Annotated in this window: 14 protein-coding genes; 5 read left to right on the forward strand and 9 right to left on the reverse strand. The window is 69.1% G+C overall.

Annotated elements, in window-relative coordinates; genetic code table 11:
* Window positions 1-76: 76 nt before the first annotated feature.
* The 5 genes from pcaD to ACN0WF_RS03110 all read left to right on the forward strand — a co-directional run bounded on the left by pcaD (window position 77) and on the right by ACN0WF_RS03110 (window position 4072).
* Window positions 77-847 (forward strand): 3-oxoadipate enol-lactonase, encoded by a 771-nt coding sequence (pcaD, locus tag ACN0WF_RS03090; RefSeq protein WP_417771315.1) that lies wholly within the window; start codon window positions 77-79, stop codon window positions 845-847.
* Window positions 844-1281, forward strand: coding sequence for a 4-carboxymuconolactone decarboxylase (gene pcaC, locus ACN0WF_RS03095; RefSeq protein WP_417771316.1), 438 nt, complete (start codon window positions 844-846; stop codon window positions 1279-1281). Before pcaD ends, pcaC begins: the two co-directional genes overlap by 4 nt.
* Window positions 1274-2014, forward strand: coding sequence for a protocatechuate 3,4-dioxygenase subunit beta (gene pcaH / locus ACN0WF_RS03100; RefSeq protein ID WP_417771317.1), 741 nt, complete (start codon window positions 1274-1276; stop codon window positions 2012-2014). Before pcaC ends, pcaH begins: the two co-directional genes overlap by 8 nt.
* On the forward strand, window positions 2014-2610 hold the full coding sequence (pcaG, locus tag ACN0WF_RS03105) for a protocatechuate 3,4-dioxygenase subunit alpha (RefSeq protein WP_417771318.1): 597 nt from the start codon (window positions 2014-2016) through the stop codon (window positions 2608-2610). The genes pcaH and pcaG overlap by 1 nt, the downstream gene beginning before the upstream one ends.
* 61 nt (window positions 2611-2671) lie before the next feature.
* Window positions 2672-4072, forward strand: a complete 1401-nt coding sequence (locus tag ACN0WF_RS03110; RefSeq protein WP_417771319.1) for a lyase family protein — start codon at window positions 2672-2674, stop codon at window positions 4070-4072.
* Between the two features lie 19 nt (window positions 4073-4091).
* Here ACN0WF_RS03110 and ACN0WF_RS03115 read toward each other — a convergent pair whose 3' ends face one another.
* The 9 genes from ACN0WF_RS03115 to ACN0WF_RS03155 form a co-directional block, all read right to left on the reverse strand.
* Window positions 4092-5036, reverse strand: coding sequence for an ABC transporter permease (locus ACN0WF_RS03115; RefSeq protein ID WP_417771320.1), 945 nt, complete (start codon window positions 5034-5036; stop codon window positions 4092-4094).
* The gene (locus ACN0WF_RS03120; protein ID WP_417771321.1) at window positions 5033-6115 is read right to left on the reverse strand and encodes an ABC transporter permease; all 1083 of its coding nucleotides are present in this window, start codon (window positions 6113-6115) and stop codon (window positions 5033-5035) included. The genes ACN0WF_RS03115 and ACN0WF_RS03120 overlap by 4 nt, the downstream gene beginning before the upstream one ends.
* Entirely contained in the window at window positions 6112-7692 is a 1581-nt protein-coding gene (locus ACN0WF_RS03125) for an ABC transporter ATP-binding protein (protein ID WP_417771322.1), read from the reverse strand. Before ACN0WF_RS03125 ends, ACN0WF_RS03120 begins: the two co-directional genes overlap by 4 nt.
* A 195-nt stretch (window positions 7693-7887) precedes the next feature.
* Window positions 7888-8895, reverse strand: a complete 1008-nt coding sequence (locus tag ACN0WF_RS03130) for a BMP family protein (RefSeq protein ID WP_417771323.1) — start codon at window positions 8893-8895, stop codon at window positions 7888-7890.
* Window positions 8896-9203: 308 nt separating this feature from the next.
* On the reverse strand, window positions 9204-10838 hold the full coding sequence (murJ, locus tag ACN0WF_RS03135; protein ID WP_417771324.1) for a murein biosynthesis integral membrane protein MurJ: 1635 nt from the start codon (window positions 10836-10838) through the stop codon (window positions 9204-9206).
* Between the two features lie 43 nt (window positions 10839-10881).
* Window positions 10882-13695: a [protein-PII] uridylyltransferase gene (locus ACN0WF_RS03140; RefSeq protein ID WP_417771325.1), complete on the reverse strand. Its 2814-nt coding sequence runs from the start codon at window positions 13693-13695 to the stop codon at window positions 10882-10884.
* 151 nt (window positions 13696-13846) lie between these two features.
* The gene (locus ACN0WF_RS03145) at window positions 13847-14218 is read right to left on the reverse strand and encodes a helix-turn-helix domain-containing protein (RefSeq protein WP_417771326.1); all 372 of its coding nucleotides are present in this window, start codon (window positions 14216-14218) and stop codon (window positions 13847-13849) included.
* The gene (locus ACN0WF_RS03150; RefSeq protein ID WP_417771327.1) at window positions 14215-14826 is read right to left on the reverse strand and encodes a Smr/MutS family protein; all 612 of its coding nucleotides are present in this window, start codon (window positions 14824-14826) and stop codon (window positions 14215-14217) included. The genes ACN0WF_RS03145 and ACN0WF_RS03150 overlap by 4 nt, the downstream gene beginning before the upstream one ends.
* Window positions 14823-15866, reverse strand: coding sequence for a murein transglycosylase A (locus ACN0WF_RS03155; protein WP_417771328.1), 1044 nt, complete (start codon window positions 15864-15866; stop codon window positions 14823-14825). The genes ACN0WF_RS03150 and ACN0WF_RS03155 overlap by 4 nt, the downstream gene beginning before the upstream one ends.
* Window positions 15867-15898: the final 32 nt, after the last annotated feature.

The following is a 15898-nucleotide window of genomic DNA, read 5'->3' on the forward strand; positions in this document are numbered from 1 at the left end:
CCATCGCCATGCTGAACACTGAAGATCCTGCGGGGAGGCGGAGGAAAGTGTGAGAGCGGTCATTCGGGACGGACGCGTGCTTCACGCAAGCCACAGGCCGGGCACTGGCGCGGTGACGCTGGCGTTTTCCAATTCGCTCGGCACCGACCTGCGCGTCTGGGACGCCGTCGCCGAGCGCCTGCCGGCAGCCTTTGGCCTGCTGCGCTATGATACCGCCGGCCACGGGCTTTCCTCCGGGGGGGCCTCCGCCCGCTCTCCCTCTGTTTCTGACCATGCGGACGACCTCGCTCATCTCCTCGACACGTTCGGCATCGGCAGGGCCGTTGTCGTCGGACTGTCCGTCGGCGGGCTGATCGCGCAGGATCTGGCGATCCGCCATCCGGATCGGGTCGCCGGCCTCGTCCTGTCCAACACCGGCATGAAGATCGGCGCGCCCGAGATGTGGGAGGCGCGGATCGCGGCGATCGCGGCCGGTGGCATGGAGGCGATCGCCGAGGCAACGATGGAGCGCTGGTTCTCGGAACGCTTCCGCCGCGACCAGCCGGCCGAGCTTGCCCTGTGGCGGACGATGCTCGCCCATTGTCCGGCCGACGGCTATTGCGCGCTGGCGCGCGCCATCGCCGCCGCCGACCTGCGGGAGCTGACACCCACGATCCGCCGCCCCGCGCTGTGCATCGCGGGCTCGCAGGACCTGGCGACGCCGCCGGAAACGGTGCGCGCTCTGGCGCGGGCAATCGAGGGGGCGGAGTTCGCCGAAATCGCCGGGGCCGGGCACCTGCCCTGCGTCGAGGCACCGGAAGACATCGCCGGGCTCCTTGTCGGTTTCGTGGAGGAGAGGATCGCATGAGCGAGGGCCGGGACCCCTATGACGACGGTGTGGCGACACGCAGGGCGGTGCTGGGCGAGGCGCATGTGGCGCGCGCCCAGGCGGCGGCGACCGCCTTCGACGCGCCCTTCCAGGAACTGATCACGCGCGGGGCGTGGGGCACCGTCTGGTCGAGCGACGCGATCACCCGGCGGGAACGCTCGATGATCACCGTCGCGCTGCTCGCGGCCCTTGGCCAGGATGAGGAACTGGCCATGCACTGCCGCGCCTGCGCCCGCACCGGGGCAAGCGCGGACGATGTGCGCGAGGCGCTGATGCATGTGGCGATCTATGCCGGCGTGCCGGCCGCCAACCGGGCAATCCGCATCGCCCGGGCCGCCTTCGCCGAGACGGAGACGCAAGAGAACGACAGCGCCGCCGGCGCGCCGGGGGAGGAGCAGGAAAGCGATGGCTGAAACCGCGCGCGGGCAGGGGCCCGCTTTCTATCGCCGCGACAGGAGCGGGCACCCGCCGTCGCTGACGCCGGCCTACAAGAGCTCGGTGCTGCGCGCGCCGGTCCGCCCGCTCGTCTCGCTGGAGCAGACGAAACTGGAAAAGACCGGCCCGGCCCTCGGCCGGCGCCCGCTCGGACCGCTCGACCACGACCTCATCCGCAACGCCGCTGTGAGCGGCGACGCGCTCGGCGAGCGCATCTACGTCTTCGGCCGGGTTCTCGACGAGAACGCGCGCCCCGTGCCCGACGCGCTGATCGAGGTCTGGCAGGCCAATGCCGCGGGACGCTATGCCCATGTCAACGACGGCTATCTGGCGCCGCTCGACCCGAATTTTTCCGGCTGCGGGCGCTGCCTCAGCGACGCGGACGGCCGCTATCTCTTCCGCACGATCAAGCCCGGCCCCTATCCCTGGCCGAACAATGGATCCGACTGGCGACCGGCGCATATCCACCTTTCGGTGTTCGGCGAGGCCTTCGCCCAGCGACTGGTAACCCAGCTCTATTTCGAGGGCGACCCGCTCATCCCGCTCTGCCCGATCGTCAACACCATCCCCGACAAGAGCGTCGTCGAGCGGCTGGTGGCACGGCTCGACATGCGCAATCAGGAGCCGTTCGACTGCCTCGCCTACCGGTTCGACATCGTCCTGCGCGGACGCCGGCAGACGCATTTCGAGAGCCAGCCGGAGGGCATGTGATGGGCGACGAAGGACTGACCGCGCGACTGGTCGAAAGACTGGCCGAAAGACTGGCCGAAACCCCGTCGCAGACGGCGGGCCCCTTTGTGCACATTGGCACCGCGCCGCAGGCGATAGGGCGCAACGCCGCGATCAACATGCCGGGCGCGGAGATCGACAGCGACACGGGGCCGGCGATCGAGATCGAGGGCACCGTCTTCGACGGGGCCGGTGCGCCGGTGCGCGACTGCATGCTGGAAATCTGGCAGGCGGACGGCAGGGGCCGGGTGGGCGAGCACGGGCTCTTCGCCCGCGCAACGGCCGATCTTTCCACCGGCCTGTTCCGCTTCAGGACGGTAAAGCCGGGCGTTCACGCGGAAGGACACGCTCCGCACATCGCGCTGCTGATCTTCGCGCGCGGCATCAACATCCATCTGCACACCCGCATCTACTTCGAGGAGGACCGCACGGCCATCGCAGCCGACGGCGACTTCGGGCGCATGGATCCGGCGACGCGCGAGACGCTGATCGCACGTGCCGTCGAGGGGACAGCCGACCGCTACCGGTTCGACATTCGGCTTCAGGGCACGGGCGAGACCGCGTTTTTCGACATCTGAGCACAAAGGCGGATAGTCTGCGGCGACACACTCCAAGACCCCCGCCGGGAAGCGATCCGACATGGCCGAAACGCCCCTTCATTCCCCGCTCTATGCCGGCCTTTTCGGCGACGCGGAAACCCTTGCGCTGTTCACCGACGAGGCGGAAATCGCCGCCATGGTCGAGGTGGAACGGGCCATCGCCCGCGTGCAGGGCGGGCTCGGCCTGATACCGGGCAAAGCGGCGGCGGCGGTCGACCGGGAACTCGCGGCGCTGGCCGACCGGGGCGATCTGCCGACGCCGGAGGAACTGGCGCAAGGCACGGCATCGGCCGGCGTTCCCGTGCCGGCGCTGGTTGCGGCGCTGCGCCGCCGGATCGGTCGCGAGGCGGCCGACCATCTCCACTTCGCAGCCACCTCGCAGGACATCGTCGACACCGGCCTGATGCTGCGCCTCGGCAAGGCGGTTGCAGTGCTGGAGAAGCGTCTCGCCGGACTCGTCGACGCGCTTGCCACCCTTGCCCGCGCCCACGGCACGACGCCGATGGCCGGACGCACCCGCACGCAAGGCGCGACGCCGGTCAGCTTCGGCTTTCGCGTCGCCGGCTGGGCGCTGCCGCTCGCCCGCGCGCTTGCCCGCACGCGGCGGCTTTCCCGCGACGGGCTTGCTGTACAGCTCGGCGGCGCCTCGGGCGACCTCGCCGCACTGTTCGAGAGTGCCGGCGCGAAGGGGCTCCCAGATGATTTCGGCGCGCGGCTTGCCGGCGAACTCGGCCTTTCCGACGCCCCGCCCTGGATGACCGACCGACAACCGCTGGTGCAGGTCGCGGACCTGTGCGGTGCGATCTGCACCGCCGGCGAGAAGCTCGCCGCCGACGTGCTCATCGCCGCGCGCTCCGAGATCGGCGAGCTCCGGCTGAAGGGGGCCGGCGGCTCCTCCACCATGCCACAAAAGCAGAACCCGGTCCGGGCCGAGGCGGTGGTGGCGCTGGCGCGCCAGGGGCGCGGCCTTGCCGCCATGCTGTCAGGAACGCCCGCCCATCAGGACGAACGCGACGGCGCCGGCTGGATGGCCGAATGGCTGATCCTGCCGCAGCTCCTGCCGGTCACCGGAGCGCTGCTTCTGCAGGCTGGCGCGCTCGTCGACACGCTGGAGCCACAGGTGCGGCGGATGGGGGAAATCGTCACGCAAGGCGGCGGCGCACTGCTAGCAGAACGGCTTTCCTTCGCGCTCGTCCCGCATGTCGGGCGCGCCCGCTCGCAGGACCTGGTAAAGGCGGCGGCGGCGAAGACCCGCACGCAGGACATCACGCTCGTCGATGCGCTGAAAGAGATCGCCGACAGCGAGACGGGCGAGGGCGGGGCGGGTCTGCGCGCGCTCGACTGGGAGGAACTCGGCTCCTTCGCGGCGGCGAGCCGGCCGGCAGCGGCGATGACGGAGAGGCTGCTTGCCGAGGTCGACCGGCTGACGCGCGCGGGCTAGAACCCCGCGCGCCCGCTGCTCAGCGCTGGCCCTTGAAATAGGGCTTGAGCATGGCGCGCGGGTAGTCGGCCTTGCGGGCGACGACGACGAGCGCGGCGATGGACAGAAGATAGGGCATCATCAGGAAGACCTGACCGGGCACGAAGGCGCCGACCTCGGTCTGGAGCCGCACCTGGAAGGCATCGAACGCGCCGAAGAGCAGCGCCCCGAGCAGGGCCTTGCCCGGCCGCCAGGAGGCAAAGACGGTCAGCGCGATGCAGATCCAGCCACGGCCGTTGACCATGCCGAAGAAGAAGGCGTCGAAGGCCGACATGGTCAGGAACGCCCCGCCCAGCGCCATCAACGCCGAACCCGCGACCACCGTCCCCATGCGCAGCCACATGACCGAAAGCCCCTGCGCCTCGACGGCAGAGGGATTGTCGCCGACGGCGCGGATCGCCAGGCCGAGCGGCGTTCGGTAGAGCACGAAGCCGACCGCCAGGACGAGCGCCAGCGCCAGCATGGTGAGCGCGGTCTGCTGGAACAGCACCGGGCCGATGAACGGCAGGTCGGAGAGGCCTGGAATGTCGAGCGGCTGGAACGCCTCGATGCGCGGCGGCGAACTCACGTCGGGCAGCGCCGTGCGGTAGGCATAATAGCTGAAGCTCGTGGCGAAGAGCGTAACGCCGATGCCCGAGACATGCTGTGACAGGCCGAGCGGTACGGTGAGGATGGCGTGGACAAGGCCGAAGGCCGCCCCCGCGAGCGCGGCGACCAGCACGCCGCCCCACAGGCCCGCGCCAAGCCAGGCGGCCATCCAGCCGGCCATGGCACCGGCGGTGAAGATGCCTTCGATGCCGAGATTGAGGACGCCGGCACGCTCGCACAGGAGCGCGCCCAAAACGCCGAAGATCAGCGGCGTCGCGATGCGCAGCGCCGCCGCCCAGAAGCTCGCCGAGGCGAGAATGTCGAGGACCTCGGTCATGCCTCTTTCCCGCCTTTGCCGAAGGGGCCGGTGATGCGCACCTTGAAACGCACGAACAGGCCCGAGACCAGAACCGCGATCAGCGACGTGGCAACGACAAGGTCGGCCAGATAATTGGAAACGCCAATGGCCCGGCTCATGCTGTCGGCGCCGACGAAAATGCCGGCGATGAAGAGCGCGGCGACGACCACGCCGAGCGGCGACAGGCCGGCGAGCATGGCGACGACGATGCCGGAATAGCCGAAACCGGGCGAGATGTCGGCGGTGAGATAACCCTTGAGGCCGGCGACCTCGCCAACGCCGGCGAGCCCCGCGAGCCCGCCGCTGATGAGGGCGACCCGCAGGAAGGTCGCCGTCACGGGAATGCCCGCGTGGCGGGCGGCATCCTGGTTCTCGCCGACGGCGCGGATCTCGTAGCCGACCACGGTCCGCTTCATGACGATATGGATGGCGATGGCGGCGACGAGCGCCACGATCAGCCCGGCGTGAACGCGCATGCGGGCCATCAGCTTGGGCAGGCTCGCCTCCGCCAGGATCGGCGCGGACTGGGGCCAACCCATGCCCATCGGATCCTTCATCGGCCCCTCGAGCATCATCTGCACGAAATAGATCACGACGAAATTGAGAAGCAGCGTCGTCACCACCTCGTCTGCCCCGAGCCGAACCTTGAGGAGGGCAGGAACCAGCATGAGCAGGCCGCCGGCGAGGAAGCCGGCGAGCAGCACGGTCGGGATCATCACCGCCGGCGGCATCGACACCGTGCCCGAACCGATGGCGACGGCGGCGAGCGCGCCGGCGTAGAGCTGCCCCTCGCCGCCGATGTTCCAGAGCCGCGCACGGAAGGCGATGGCCGCGGCAAGGCCGGTCAGAATCAGCGGCGTCGCCCGCGCCAGCAACTCGGAGAGGGCGAAGAGCGAGCCGAAGGCGCCCTTGGCCATCAGACCGTAGGCGGTCAGCACCGGCGCACCGGCCGCCGCAATCGGGATCGCGGCCAGAGCGAGTGCCGCCAGCGCGGCGATGACGGGGGCCGCGATGCGGCGGGCGGGCGAGACGCTTTCGCGTGGTTCGAAGCGGATCATGCCACCGCGTCCTCATGGTCGTGGCCGGCCATCATCAGGCCAACGGTCGCACGGTCGAGCTCTTCCGTCGCCGCCGGCGCGGACAGCCGGCCACGGTGGATCACCGCGATACGGTCGGACAGGGCGAAAAGCTCGTCGAGATCCTCGGAAATCAGGATGACGCCGGCGCCACGCCCGCGCGCCGCGAGCAGGCGGCGGTGCACGTCGCCGGTCGCGCCGATGTCGAGCCCGCGCGAGGGCTGGGCGGCAAGCACCACGCGCGGATCGGCGTCGAGGGTGCGGGCGAGCACGATCTTCTGGATGTTGCCACCGGACAGGAGCCGCGCCACAGCGTGACCGCCGGAACAGCGGATGTCATAGGCGGCAATCGCCTCCTTCGCCCGCGCCGCGATCGCGCCGAAGTCGAGAAACCCCAGGCGCTGGTAGCGCGGCGAGCGGATCTCCTCGATGACGAGGTTCTCGGCGACCGTCATGGCGCCGACGATGCCGTCGCGATGCCGATCCTCGGGAATGCGGGCGAGGCCGGCGCGGATCATCGCCCGCGCGTCGTGGGCCTCGATCGGTCGGCCGTCGAGACGGAGCGCACCGCCGGTGGCGGGCGTCAGGCCGGAGAGCAGGCGGGCAAGCGTCGCCTGGCCGTTGCCCGAGACGCCGGCGATACCGAGGATCTCGCCAGCGCGCAACTCGAGATCCACGTCGGTGAGCGCGTCGCGGCCGGATCCTGCGGAAACGCGGGCCATCGCCAGCAGCACGCCACCGGACGTGCCTGGTTCGCGCAGGGTCTGGGTCAGCGCATGACCGACCATCAGCTCGGCCAGCTTCTTGCGGTCGCATTCGGCTGTGGGCAGGTCGGCGACCTTGCGGCCGTGACGCAGCACCGCCACCCGGTCGGAGGCAGCGAGCACCTCGGCAAGCTTGTGCGAAATGAAGACGATGGCGATCCCGTCGGCGGCAAGCGTCTTGAGGGTCGAGAAGAGCTGCTCGGACTCTTGCGGAGTAAGCACCGCGGTCGGCTCGTCGAGCACCAGCACGCGGGCATCCCGGTAAAGCGCCTTGAGGATCTCGACGCGCTGCTTCTCACCGACCGAAAGCCGCGAGACGCGCAGGTCCAGATCGACGACGAGGCCGCAGCGACGCATCAGCGCCTCGAGCCTTGCGCGCGCGCCTGCCGGGGCGCTGCGCGGGGCGAAGAGAGGACCGGTTCCAAGCAGGATGTTTTCCAGCGCCGTCAGGTTCTCGGCGAGGGTGAAATGCTGGTGCACCATGCCGATGCCGGCGGCGAGCGCGGCATGCGGCGATCCCGGCTCGAGCGGGGCCAGACGGCCGCCTGAACCGGAGCCATCAACCAGAACCTCTCCCTCATCGGCGACATAATGGCCGAAGAGAATGTTCATCAGGGTCGTCTTGCCGGCGCCGTTCTCACCGAGCAGCGCGACGATCTCGCCGCGGCGCAGATCGAGGTCGATGCCCTCGTTGGCGACAAGCGGGCCGAAGCGCTTGGTGATGCCGGCAAGCGACAGGACAACGGGCGCGATGGCCTGCGTCTGCCGGGCCGCGTCCTGCGGGGAGGCGGGCATGGGACCCTCTTTCCGGTCTTGCGGGGGGCGCTCGGGCCGGAACCGGTCCGGAGCGGGCCTGATCGTCATGGCGGCCGGGGACGGAGCGCCTGTCATCTGCCGCCGCGTGTCATATCGGGCGGACGCGGGCGCGGCAAGCCGCCACTGCCGGGCCGGGACCGGTGGCGTGGAAAACCCCGCCACCGGGAAAGCCGGTCACATCGTCGACTTGGGCTCGCCGTCGTTGACGTTGACGCGGAAGAGACCGTCGACGATCTCCTTTTCCTTCTCACGGGCAGCCTTGACGGCGTCCGCATCGGCAAGCGTCTCGTCGACGACAAAGCTGCCGCCGCCATAGCTCATGAAGGAATACTGGCCGTAGTCAGCCGGCTCGAAGCTGTCGGAGGCGACCGCCTCGACCACCTTGTCGATGGTCGGCTGCATGTGCCACAGCGCGCTGGCGAGGATCGTTCCGGGATAGTCGCCGGCGGTGTCGATGACATTGCCGATGGCCAGCACGCCCTTCTCCTTTGCCGCGTCGGACACGCCGAAGCGCTCGGCGTAGAGAATGTCGGCGCCCTTTTCGATCATGGCGAAGGCGGACTCCTTGGCCTTCGGCGGGTCGTACCAGGAGTTGATGAAGGTCACGAGGAACTTCACATCCGGATTGACCGCGCGCGCGCCGTCCATGAAGGCGTTCATCAGCCGGTTCACTTCCGGAATGGCGTAGCCGCCGACCATGCCGATGACATTGGACTTGGTCGCCTTGCCGGCGATCATGCCGGTCAGGTAGCTGGGCTCGTGGATCCAGTTGTCGAAGACCGCGAAATTGGGCTGCGCCGGACCAAAGGAAGAGCCCATCAGGAAGGCGGTGTCGGGGTATTCGGCCGCCACGGAGCGCGCGGCGCGTTCAACGGCGAAGGCCTCGCCGATGATCAGATCCATGCCGCCTTCGGCATATTCGCGCATGACGCGTTCATAGTCGGTGTTGGCCACATTCTCGGAATAGGTGTAGGTCACATCGCCGCGCGCCTCGGCGGCCTTGAGCGCCTCGTGGAGACGGCCGACCCACTGCTGCTCGACCGGCACCGTGTAGATCGCCGCGACCTTGAGCGGCTTGTCCTTGGCAAAGGCCGGCATCGAAGCGCCGGCGAAGGCGGCCGCGCCGACGGCAAGACCGAGCACGGCCCGGCGCGTCCACGCGAAACTGGATTGGAACGTCATCAGCTTTCCCCTGCATGCGCCGAATGTCGGCAAGCGGCGTGGAGTTCGCCTCCATCGCCCGCGATCCGGCGCCGCACGGGAAGCCCCGGCCGGACGGCTGTCCGGCGGATCAGAACCTGCCCCCTCGCCCGGCGCGCCGGACTTTCCCCGACCGGTCGCGCGTCTCCGCATCCCGGCCGATCATCACAAGCCGCGATTGGACCACATTCCCAGAAAACCGACAATGCAGGGACCGGTGCGCCGGCTCATTTTCTTGATCAAATGGACAGGATTTGATCATTTGGTCAAAAATTGACCCGGCGTCTGTCTCAATTTTCGTCCGCGCCGGAGGGTGGGGGCGTGGTTGGCGCGCTCTGCCGCGCCGCCTTGCGGCGGGCCTGCGAGGCCTTGCCCCTGCGGATGTAGCTCCTGATGTCGACGGCGCCGGTGACCTGCACGAAGACGGCGAAGAGCACCATTCCAGCGGCAACCAGCAGTGCCAGCGCGCCGAAGCGGGCGGCGACCGCCTCCGCGGTGAGCCAGGGCGCCAGCAGCCCGGCGCCGAAGTGAACGCCCGCGCCCATCAGCAGGCTTGCCAGCGCCAGCAGCGGCAGGCGCTTTCGAGAGCGGGAGTCGAAGCGGAAATGGCCCCGCTTCCACAAGACGGCAACGAGCAGGCCGGTGTTGATCCAGCCCGCAAGGCTGGTCGCCAGCGCAATGCCGACATGGGCAAGGAAGGGTGCCAGCACCAGCGCGCCGGCGACATTCACCACCATGCCGATGCCAGCGAACCACATCGGCGTGACGGTGTCCTCGCGGGCGAAGAAGGCGGGCGAGAACACCTTGTTGAGGACGAAGGCCGGCAGGCCGACGGCGAAGGCGACGAGCGCCCCCGTCGTCGCGGCCGCCGCCTCCGGCCCGAACTCGCCCCGCTGGAAAAGCACCGACACGACGGGGCCTGGCACGACGATCAGCGCCACCGTCGCCGGCAGGGTGAGCGCGAGGGAGAACTCCAGCGCCCGGTTGAGCCTGTCGTTCGCATCCGCGGCGGCGTTTTCCGCTCCCGATCGCAGCGCCCGGGAGAGATCCGGCAGCAACACCACGCCAATGGCGATGCCGACGACACCGAGCGGCAGCTGGTAGATGCGGTCGGCGTAATAGAGATAGGAGACGGCGCCGGCCTGGGCGGAAGCGATCACCGTGCCGACGGCGATATTGATCTGTGTGATGCCGCCGGCGACAACGCCGGGCACGCCGAGCTTCCACAACCGGCGCACCCCCTGCGTGAGGCGCGGGCGTCGCAGCGGGACGGAAAATCCCATGCGGCGCACGGCGACAACGAGCAGCGCAAGCTGGGCGACGCCGGCGACGGTGACGCCGGCCGCAAGCACCATGCCGAGCGTCTCACCGGTCTCGAGACCGACGGCCCAGATGCCGAGCAGCACCGTGATCATCACCAGATTGAGCACCACCGGGGCGAAGGCGGCGGCCGCGAAGCGCTGGAAGGTGTTGAGAATGCCCGACAGGAAGGCGACCAGCGACATGCACAGCAGATAGGGAAAGGTGATCCGCGACAGCAGGACCGCCAGGTCGAACTTCTCCGGATCCTCGGCAAATCCGGGCGCCAGCACGAAGACGAGGCCCGTCATGCCGACGAAGGCAATGGCGGTGAGCGCCATCAGCGTCCAGAACAGTGCAGCCAGGATCTCGCCGGCAAACCGGCGCGCGCCCGCCTCGCCCTCTTCCTCCAGCGACCGGGCAAAAAGCGGCACGAAGGCCGAGTTGAAGGCCCCTTCCGCGAACAGCCGGCGGAACAGGTTGGGCAGGCGGAAGGCGACGAAGAAGGCATCGGCAACCGGGCCCGCGCCGGCGAAGGCGGCGATCATCACGTCGCGGGCGAAGCCGAGCACACGGCTCGTCATGGTCGCGCCGCCGACGGTGGCGAAATTGCGCAAGAGGCTCATGCAGGGTGCTCCGGGAGCGCGGGAAAGCGGGGGAAGGCTCTTGTCAGGCGGCGCCGGCGCGGCGCGGCCGCCGTCTTGCGGGATCCTCGCCCGCCTCGCCCTCGACCGCCTCGCTCAGGCGCTCCCGGATCGCTTCCTGACGGCCGATGTTGGCGATTTTCTGGCCCGTGAGGTCGGTGACATAGAAAACGTCGACGACGCGCTCGCCAAACGTCGCCACATGGGCGGAATTGATGTTCAGGTTGAGATCCGAAATCGCCCGCGTCAGGTCGTAGAGCAGGCCAGGACGGTCGAGGCCGGAAATTTCCAGCACCGTATAGCGGTTCGACAGGGCGTTGTTCACCAGCACCTCCGCCTCGATGCGGAACGCCTTCATGCGCCCTCGCGAGGCCACCTTGCTGGCGACGCTGTCCGGCAGGCGCTCCTGGCCGCGCAGGGCCTTCTCGATCAACCGGCAGATGCGCGCGCCCCGCCGCGCCTCGTCCTCGTCGCCGGGCAGTTCGCGCGAAATGAAGATCGTATCGAGGGCAAAGCCGTCCGTCGTGGTGTCGATCTGGGCATCGACGATGTTGGCGCCGGCGACAAAACAGGCGCCGGCGATCACCGACAGCAGGCGCGGGTGGTCAGCGGCGAGCACGGTGATCTCGGTCACCTCCTCGAAGGCATGCGGAGCAACGCGGGAGGCGAAGCCGGTGCCGGCCCGGTCGCCGGCGCGGATCATTTCCGCATCGGCGACCTTGCGCTCCAGCGGCACGCGCAGCCAATAGGCCGGATAGTGCCGCTCCAGATAAGCCTCGCGCTCCGCCGGCTCCCAGTGCCGGAGCGCCTCGGCGAGCTCGTCCCTGGCGCGGGCGACGCGCATGTCGTGGGGGAGGTGCGAATGGCCGCCCGTTAGCACCGGCTCGGTCTCGTAGTAGAGCGTGCGCAGGAGCTGCCCCTTCCAGCCGTTGAAGACATTGGGGCCAACGGCGCGAATATCGGCCACCGTCAGCACCAGCAGCAGCTTCAGCCGCTCGAGGCTGCGCACCTCGCGGGCAAAGTCCTCGATGGTCTTGCGGTCTGCCAGATCGCGCGACTGGGCGGTGGTGCTCATGTCGAGATGATGCTCGATCAGCCAGGCGACCGTGTCGGTCTCCGACGCACTGAGGCCGAAGCGCGGGCACAGGCGGCGGGCGATGCGGGCGCCGGCAATGGAATGATCCTCCGGCCGGCCCTTGGCGATGTCATGCAGGAACATGGCGACGAAGAGCACGCGCCGGTTCTGGATCGTCTTGATCAGATCGGTCGAGAGCGGATGGTCCTCGCCCGCCTCGCCGCGCTCGATCTCGCCGAGGATGCCGACCGAGCGGATCAGGTGCTCGTCCACCGTGTAGTGGTGGTACATGGAGAACTGCATCATCGCCACGACCTTGCCGAAATCCGGCACGAAGCGACCGAGAACGCCGGTTTCGTTCATCCGCCGCAGCACGGTCTCCGGATCGTTGCGCGAGGTCAGGACCTGGAGGAACAGGCGGTTCGCCTCCGCATCCTCGCGCACCGCCGAGGTGATGAGCTTCAGCGACCGGCGCACCAGCTTGAGCATCTCCGGGTGCAGCAGGGCCGAAAGCCGGTCGGCGATGGCGAAAAGGCGGATGAGATTGACCGGGTCCTTCTCGAAGATCGTCGGCGCGGCGGCGTTGAGGCGGCCGTTGTCGATGACGAAGTCGGTCGTTCCCTTCACCGGGCGACGCTGCGAGCGGCCCGTTATGCGGCCGATGAGCTGGGAAAGCGGCTGCGGAGCCTTGGCGTGCTGCTCCTCCAGCGCGGCGCAGAAGATGCGCGTGAGGTCGCCCACGTCCTTCGCCACGAGGAAGTAGTGCTTCATGAAGCGCTCGACATCCTTCATGCCGGGGTGCTGGGTGTAGCCAAGGCGCACGGCGATGTCGCGCTGCAGGTCGAAGGAAAGACGCTCCTCAGACCGCCCGGTGAGAAAGTGCAGGTGGCAGCGCACCGCCCAGAGGAAATCCTCGCCCTTGCGGAAGCGCTTGTAGTCGGCGCGGGTGAAGACGCCGGCCTTGACGAGGCCGGAACCGGTGCGCACCCGGTAGAAGTACTTCGAGATCCAGAACAGCGTGTTCAGGTCGCGCAAGCCCCCCTTGCCCTCCTTGACGTTGGGCTCGACCAGATAGCGCGAGGCGCCCTGGCGGGTGTGGCGGGCATCGCACTCGGCAAGCTTCGCGGCGATGAATTCCGGCCCGGTGCCGGCCACCACCGTCTTGTCGAAACGCTCCATCAGCTCGTCGGTCAGCCCGGTGTCGCCCCAGACATGACGGGTCTCGAGAATGGCGGTGCGGATGGTCATGTCGGTGCGCGACAGGCGCAGGCATTCCTCGATGTTGCGGGTGGAATGGCCGACCTTCAGTCCGAGATCCCAGAGCATGTAGAGGATGTATTCGACCACCTGCTCGCCCCAGGGCGTCTGCTTGTAGGGAAGCAGGAACAGCAGGTCGACGTCGGAACCCGGCGCAAGTGTGCCGCGGCCGTAGCCGCCGACCGCGACAATCGCCATGCGTTCGGCCGAGGACGGGTTCTTTACCCGGTAGACGTGATGCACGGCGAAATCGTAGATCACCCGCAGGATCTCGTCCTGGACGTGGCTGAGGCGCTGTGCGCAGAGCGTGCCGCCGCCATCCTCGAAGAGAAGCTCCTCGACGCGGGCGCGGGCATCGCGCATCGCCGTCTTGAGCTCGGCCAGCACCTGGCCACGCACCGAGTGCTCGGATCCGTCGCCGCCGCTCGTCGCGGTCAGCGCCGTCAGCCGCTGGCGCAACCCGTCGGCGTCGACAAGGCCGGAGAATGGATCCTGCGTTTTCGTCATGTCGGTTGGTCTGTCCCTGCTTCGCCCTGCGACGCAGCGGCAGGGTACGCGCGCGCCGGCCCGGGGTCGAGTCCGCCGCGTCCTCCGGCACAAGCCGCAGGCTGCCCCCACATACTGCCCCGAAAGGGTTGCAACTTCGTGGATTTCGGCGTCAGACCCGGTCGCGGGCCGCCGCTGCGCGAAGCTGATGCAGGAGATGTGCCAGACTTTCCCGTGACAGGCCGGAAATCTTGCCGGCCAGCACATTGGCCAGCTCCGTCGCCTCGGGTTCCAGCCCCGCCGTGTCGATGGAAATCTTCGGATCGGAGAGTTCGGCGAGGCGCTGCAACTCTTCCGCCTCGTCCCAGATGACGTTGAAATAGGCAATGATGCGCTGAACCATGAACCATGTCGGGCGCCCCCGCTTGCCGTGTTCGAGCGCCGAGAGATAGGCCGGCGAGACGGAGAGCGCCGCAGCCATTTCCGACAGGGTGAGGCCGCGCTTGCGGCGGATTTCCCGGATTTTCGCGCCGAAAGGTGTCATCTGCCGCTCCCGCGCCCGGACCTGCGAATGCGCACGTAGAGCGCGCCCGCGCCGCCGTGGGCCGTGTGGGCCTCCTCGAAACCGACCACCAGCCCGCGAAATTCGGCGAAGGACAGCCATTGCGGCACGACACGGCGCAGGATGCCGCGCCCGTCGGCGGCAAGCGAGCCCCCCGGTCCACCCTTGCCGGTGATCACCAGCACGACAGTGGATCCTTGCGCCTGCGCCTGCGACAGGAACCCGCGCAGGCGCACATGCGCCTCCGCCTGGGTCAGGCCGTGCAGGTCGATGCGCCCGTCGATCGCGCGGGTGCCACGCACCAGGCGGCGGCGCTGGCGCGGCTCCAGCGGGGCAAGCGGCGGCGGTGGTGGGACAAGCTGTTTTGGCGGGGGCGTCGGGCGCAGGGCGGTCTTGCTGACCACCCCCTTGCGGCGCGGCGCGGTCTGCGCCTCGGCCTCGGCCGGATCGGGCGCCGACGGCGGCTCCACCGCGTCCGCCCTGGCGCGGGCGCGCCGCGGCACGACGATGGGCGTCACGTCGGCGGTGACCTTTTCCCAGAGCTGACGCTCCTCCGGCGAGGGAGTGCGTCCCTTGCGCCGGCTGCTCATCGGCCGGCCTCCGGCACGGGCTCAAGCACGAACATCACGCCACGATGCTGGATCAGACCGGCGGCAGCGCCGGCCGCAGCCCCGGAGCCGACGAAGATATCGGCGCGCGCCGGCCCGACGATGGCGGAGCCGGTGTCATCGGCAATCATCAGCCGACGAAAAGGATACAGCGCGCCGTTTTGCGTGCGCGGCAGGTCGGCGGCGATAAAAACCGGCGTGCCATAAGCATGGCGGGTGGCGTCGACGGCCAGGCTGCGGCCGGCGACCAGCGGCAGGCCGGCGGCGCCGATCGGTCCGTCGTCGGTGCCGGTCTCCGTGACTTCGCGAAAAAAGATATAGGACCGGTTGCGCCGCAGGACGCCGTCGACCTCCTGCGGATTGTCGGCCAGCCAGCCGCGCAGGACCTGCATGGTCACGGTGCCCGGTTCGGCAAGGCCGCGTTCGATCATCACCCGCCCGATGGGCGAATAGGGATGGCCGGTCTTTGCCGCGTAGCCAACCCGCATGGTGCCGCCCTCGGCGAGGCGGATGCGCGCCGAACCCTGGACATGCACATAGAAGGCATCGACCGGATCGGCGAGCCAGACGAGTTCGAGCCCGCGCCCGGACAACGCCCCGTCCATGATCGCGCCCCGATCCGGCGGCATGGAAAGGCGCCCGTCGGCCCCTTTCATCGCGAAGGGCGCGTCGGTGGGCAGGGCATCGGGGCGCTTGCCGGTGACGGCAACGAGTTCCGGCGGGCGGAGGAGAAGGGGGAAGCGGTGACGGGCGTCGCGATGGCGCGCGCCCTCGAACTCCGGCTCGAAGTAGCCGGTGAGAAAGGCCGGTTCGGAGACCCGCACCGGCCGGAAGCCATCCTCGAAGAAACGACGGGCCGCCGCCTCGCTCTCCCGGGCCTCGGCCTTTCGCGCCGCCGCGCAGAGCCGCTCAGGCGCGCGCCCGCCAGCCCGGCAATGGCGCAGGTAGGCCGACAGGGCAGCCCGATGATCGTCTTCCGCCCAGCCTGGAATATCGGAGAAGGAAATCGGGCGGGAGGTCATCTCTGGCCGGGCGTCCTTTGCCGAAGCGGGCA

It is taken from the genome of Stappia sp. (assembly GCF_048268045.1).
GTDB lineage: Bacteria > Pseudomonadota > Alphaproteobacteria > Rhizobiales > Stappiaceae > Stappia.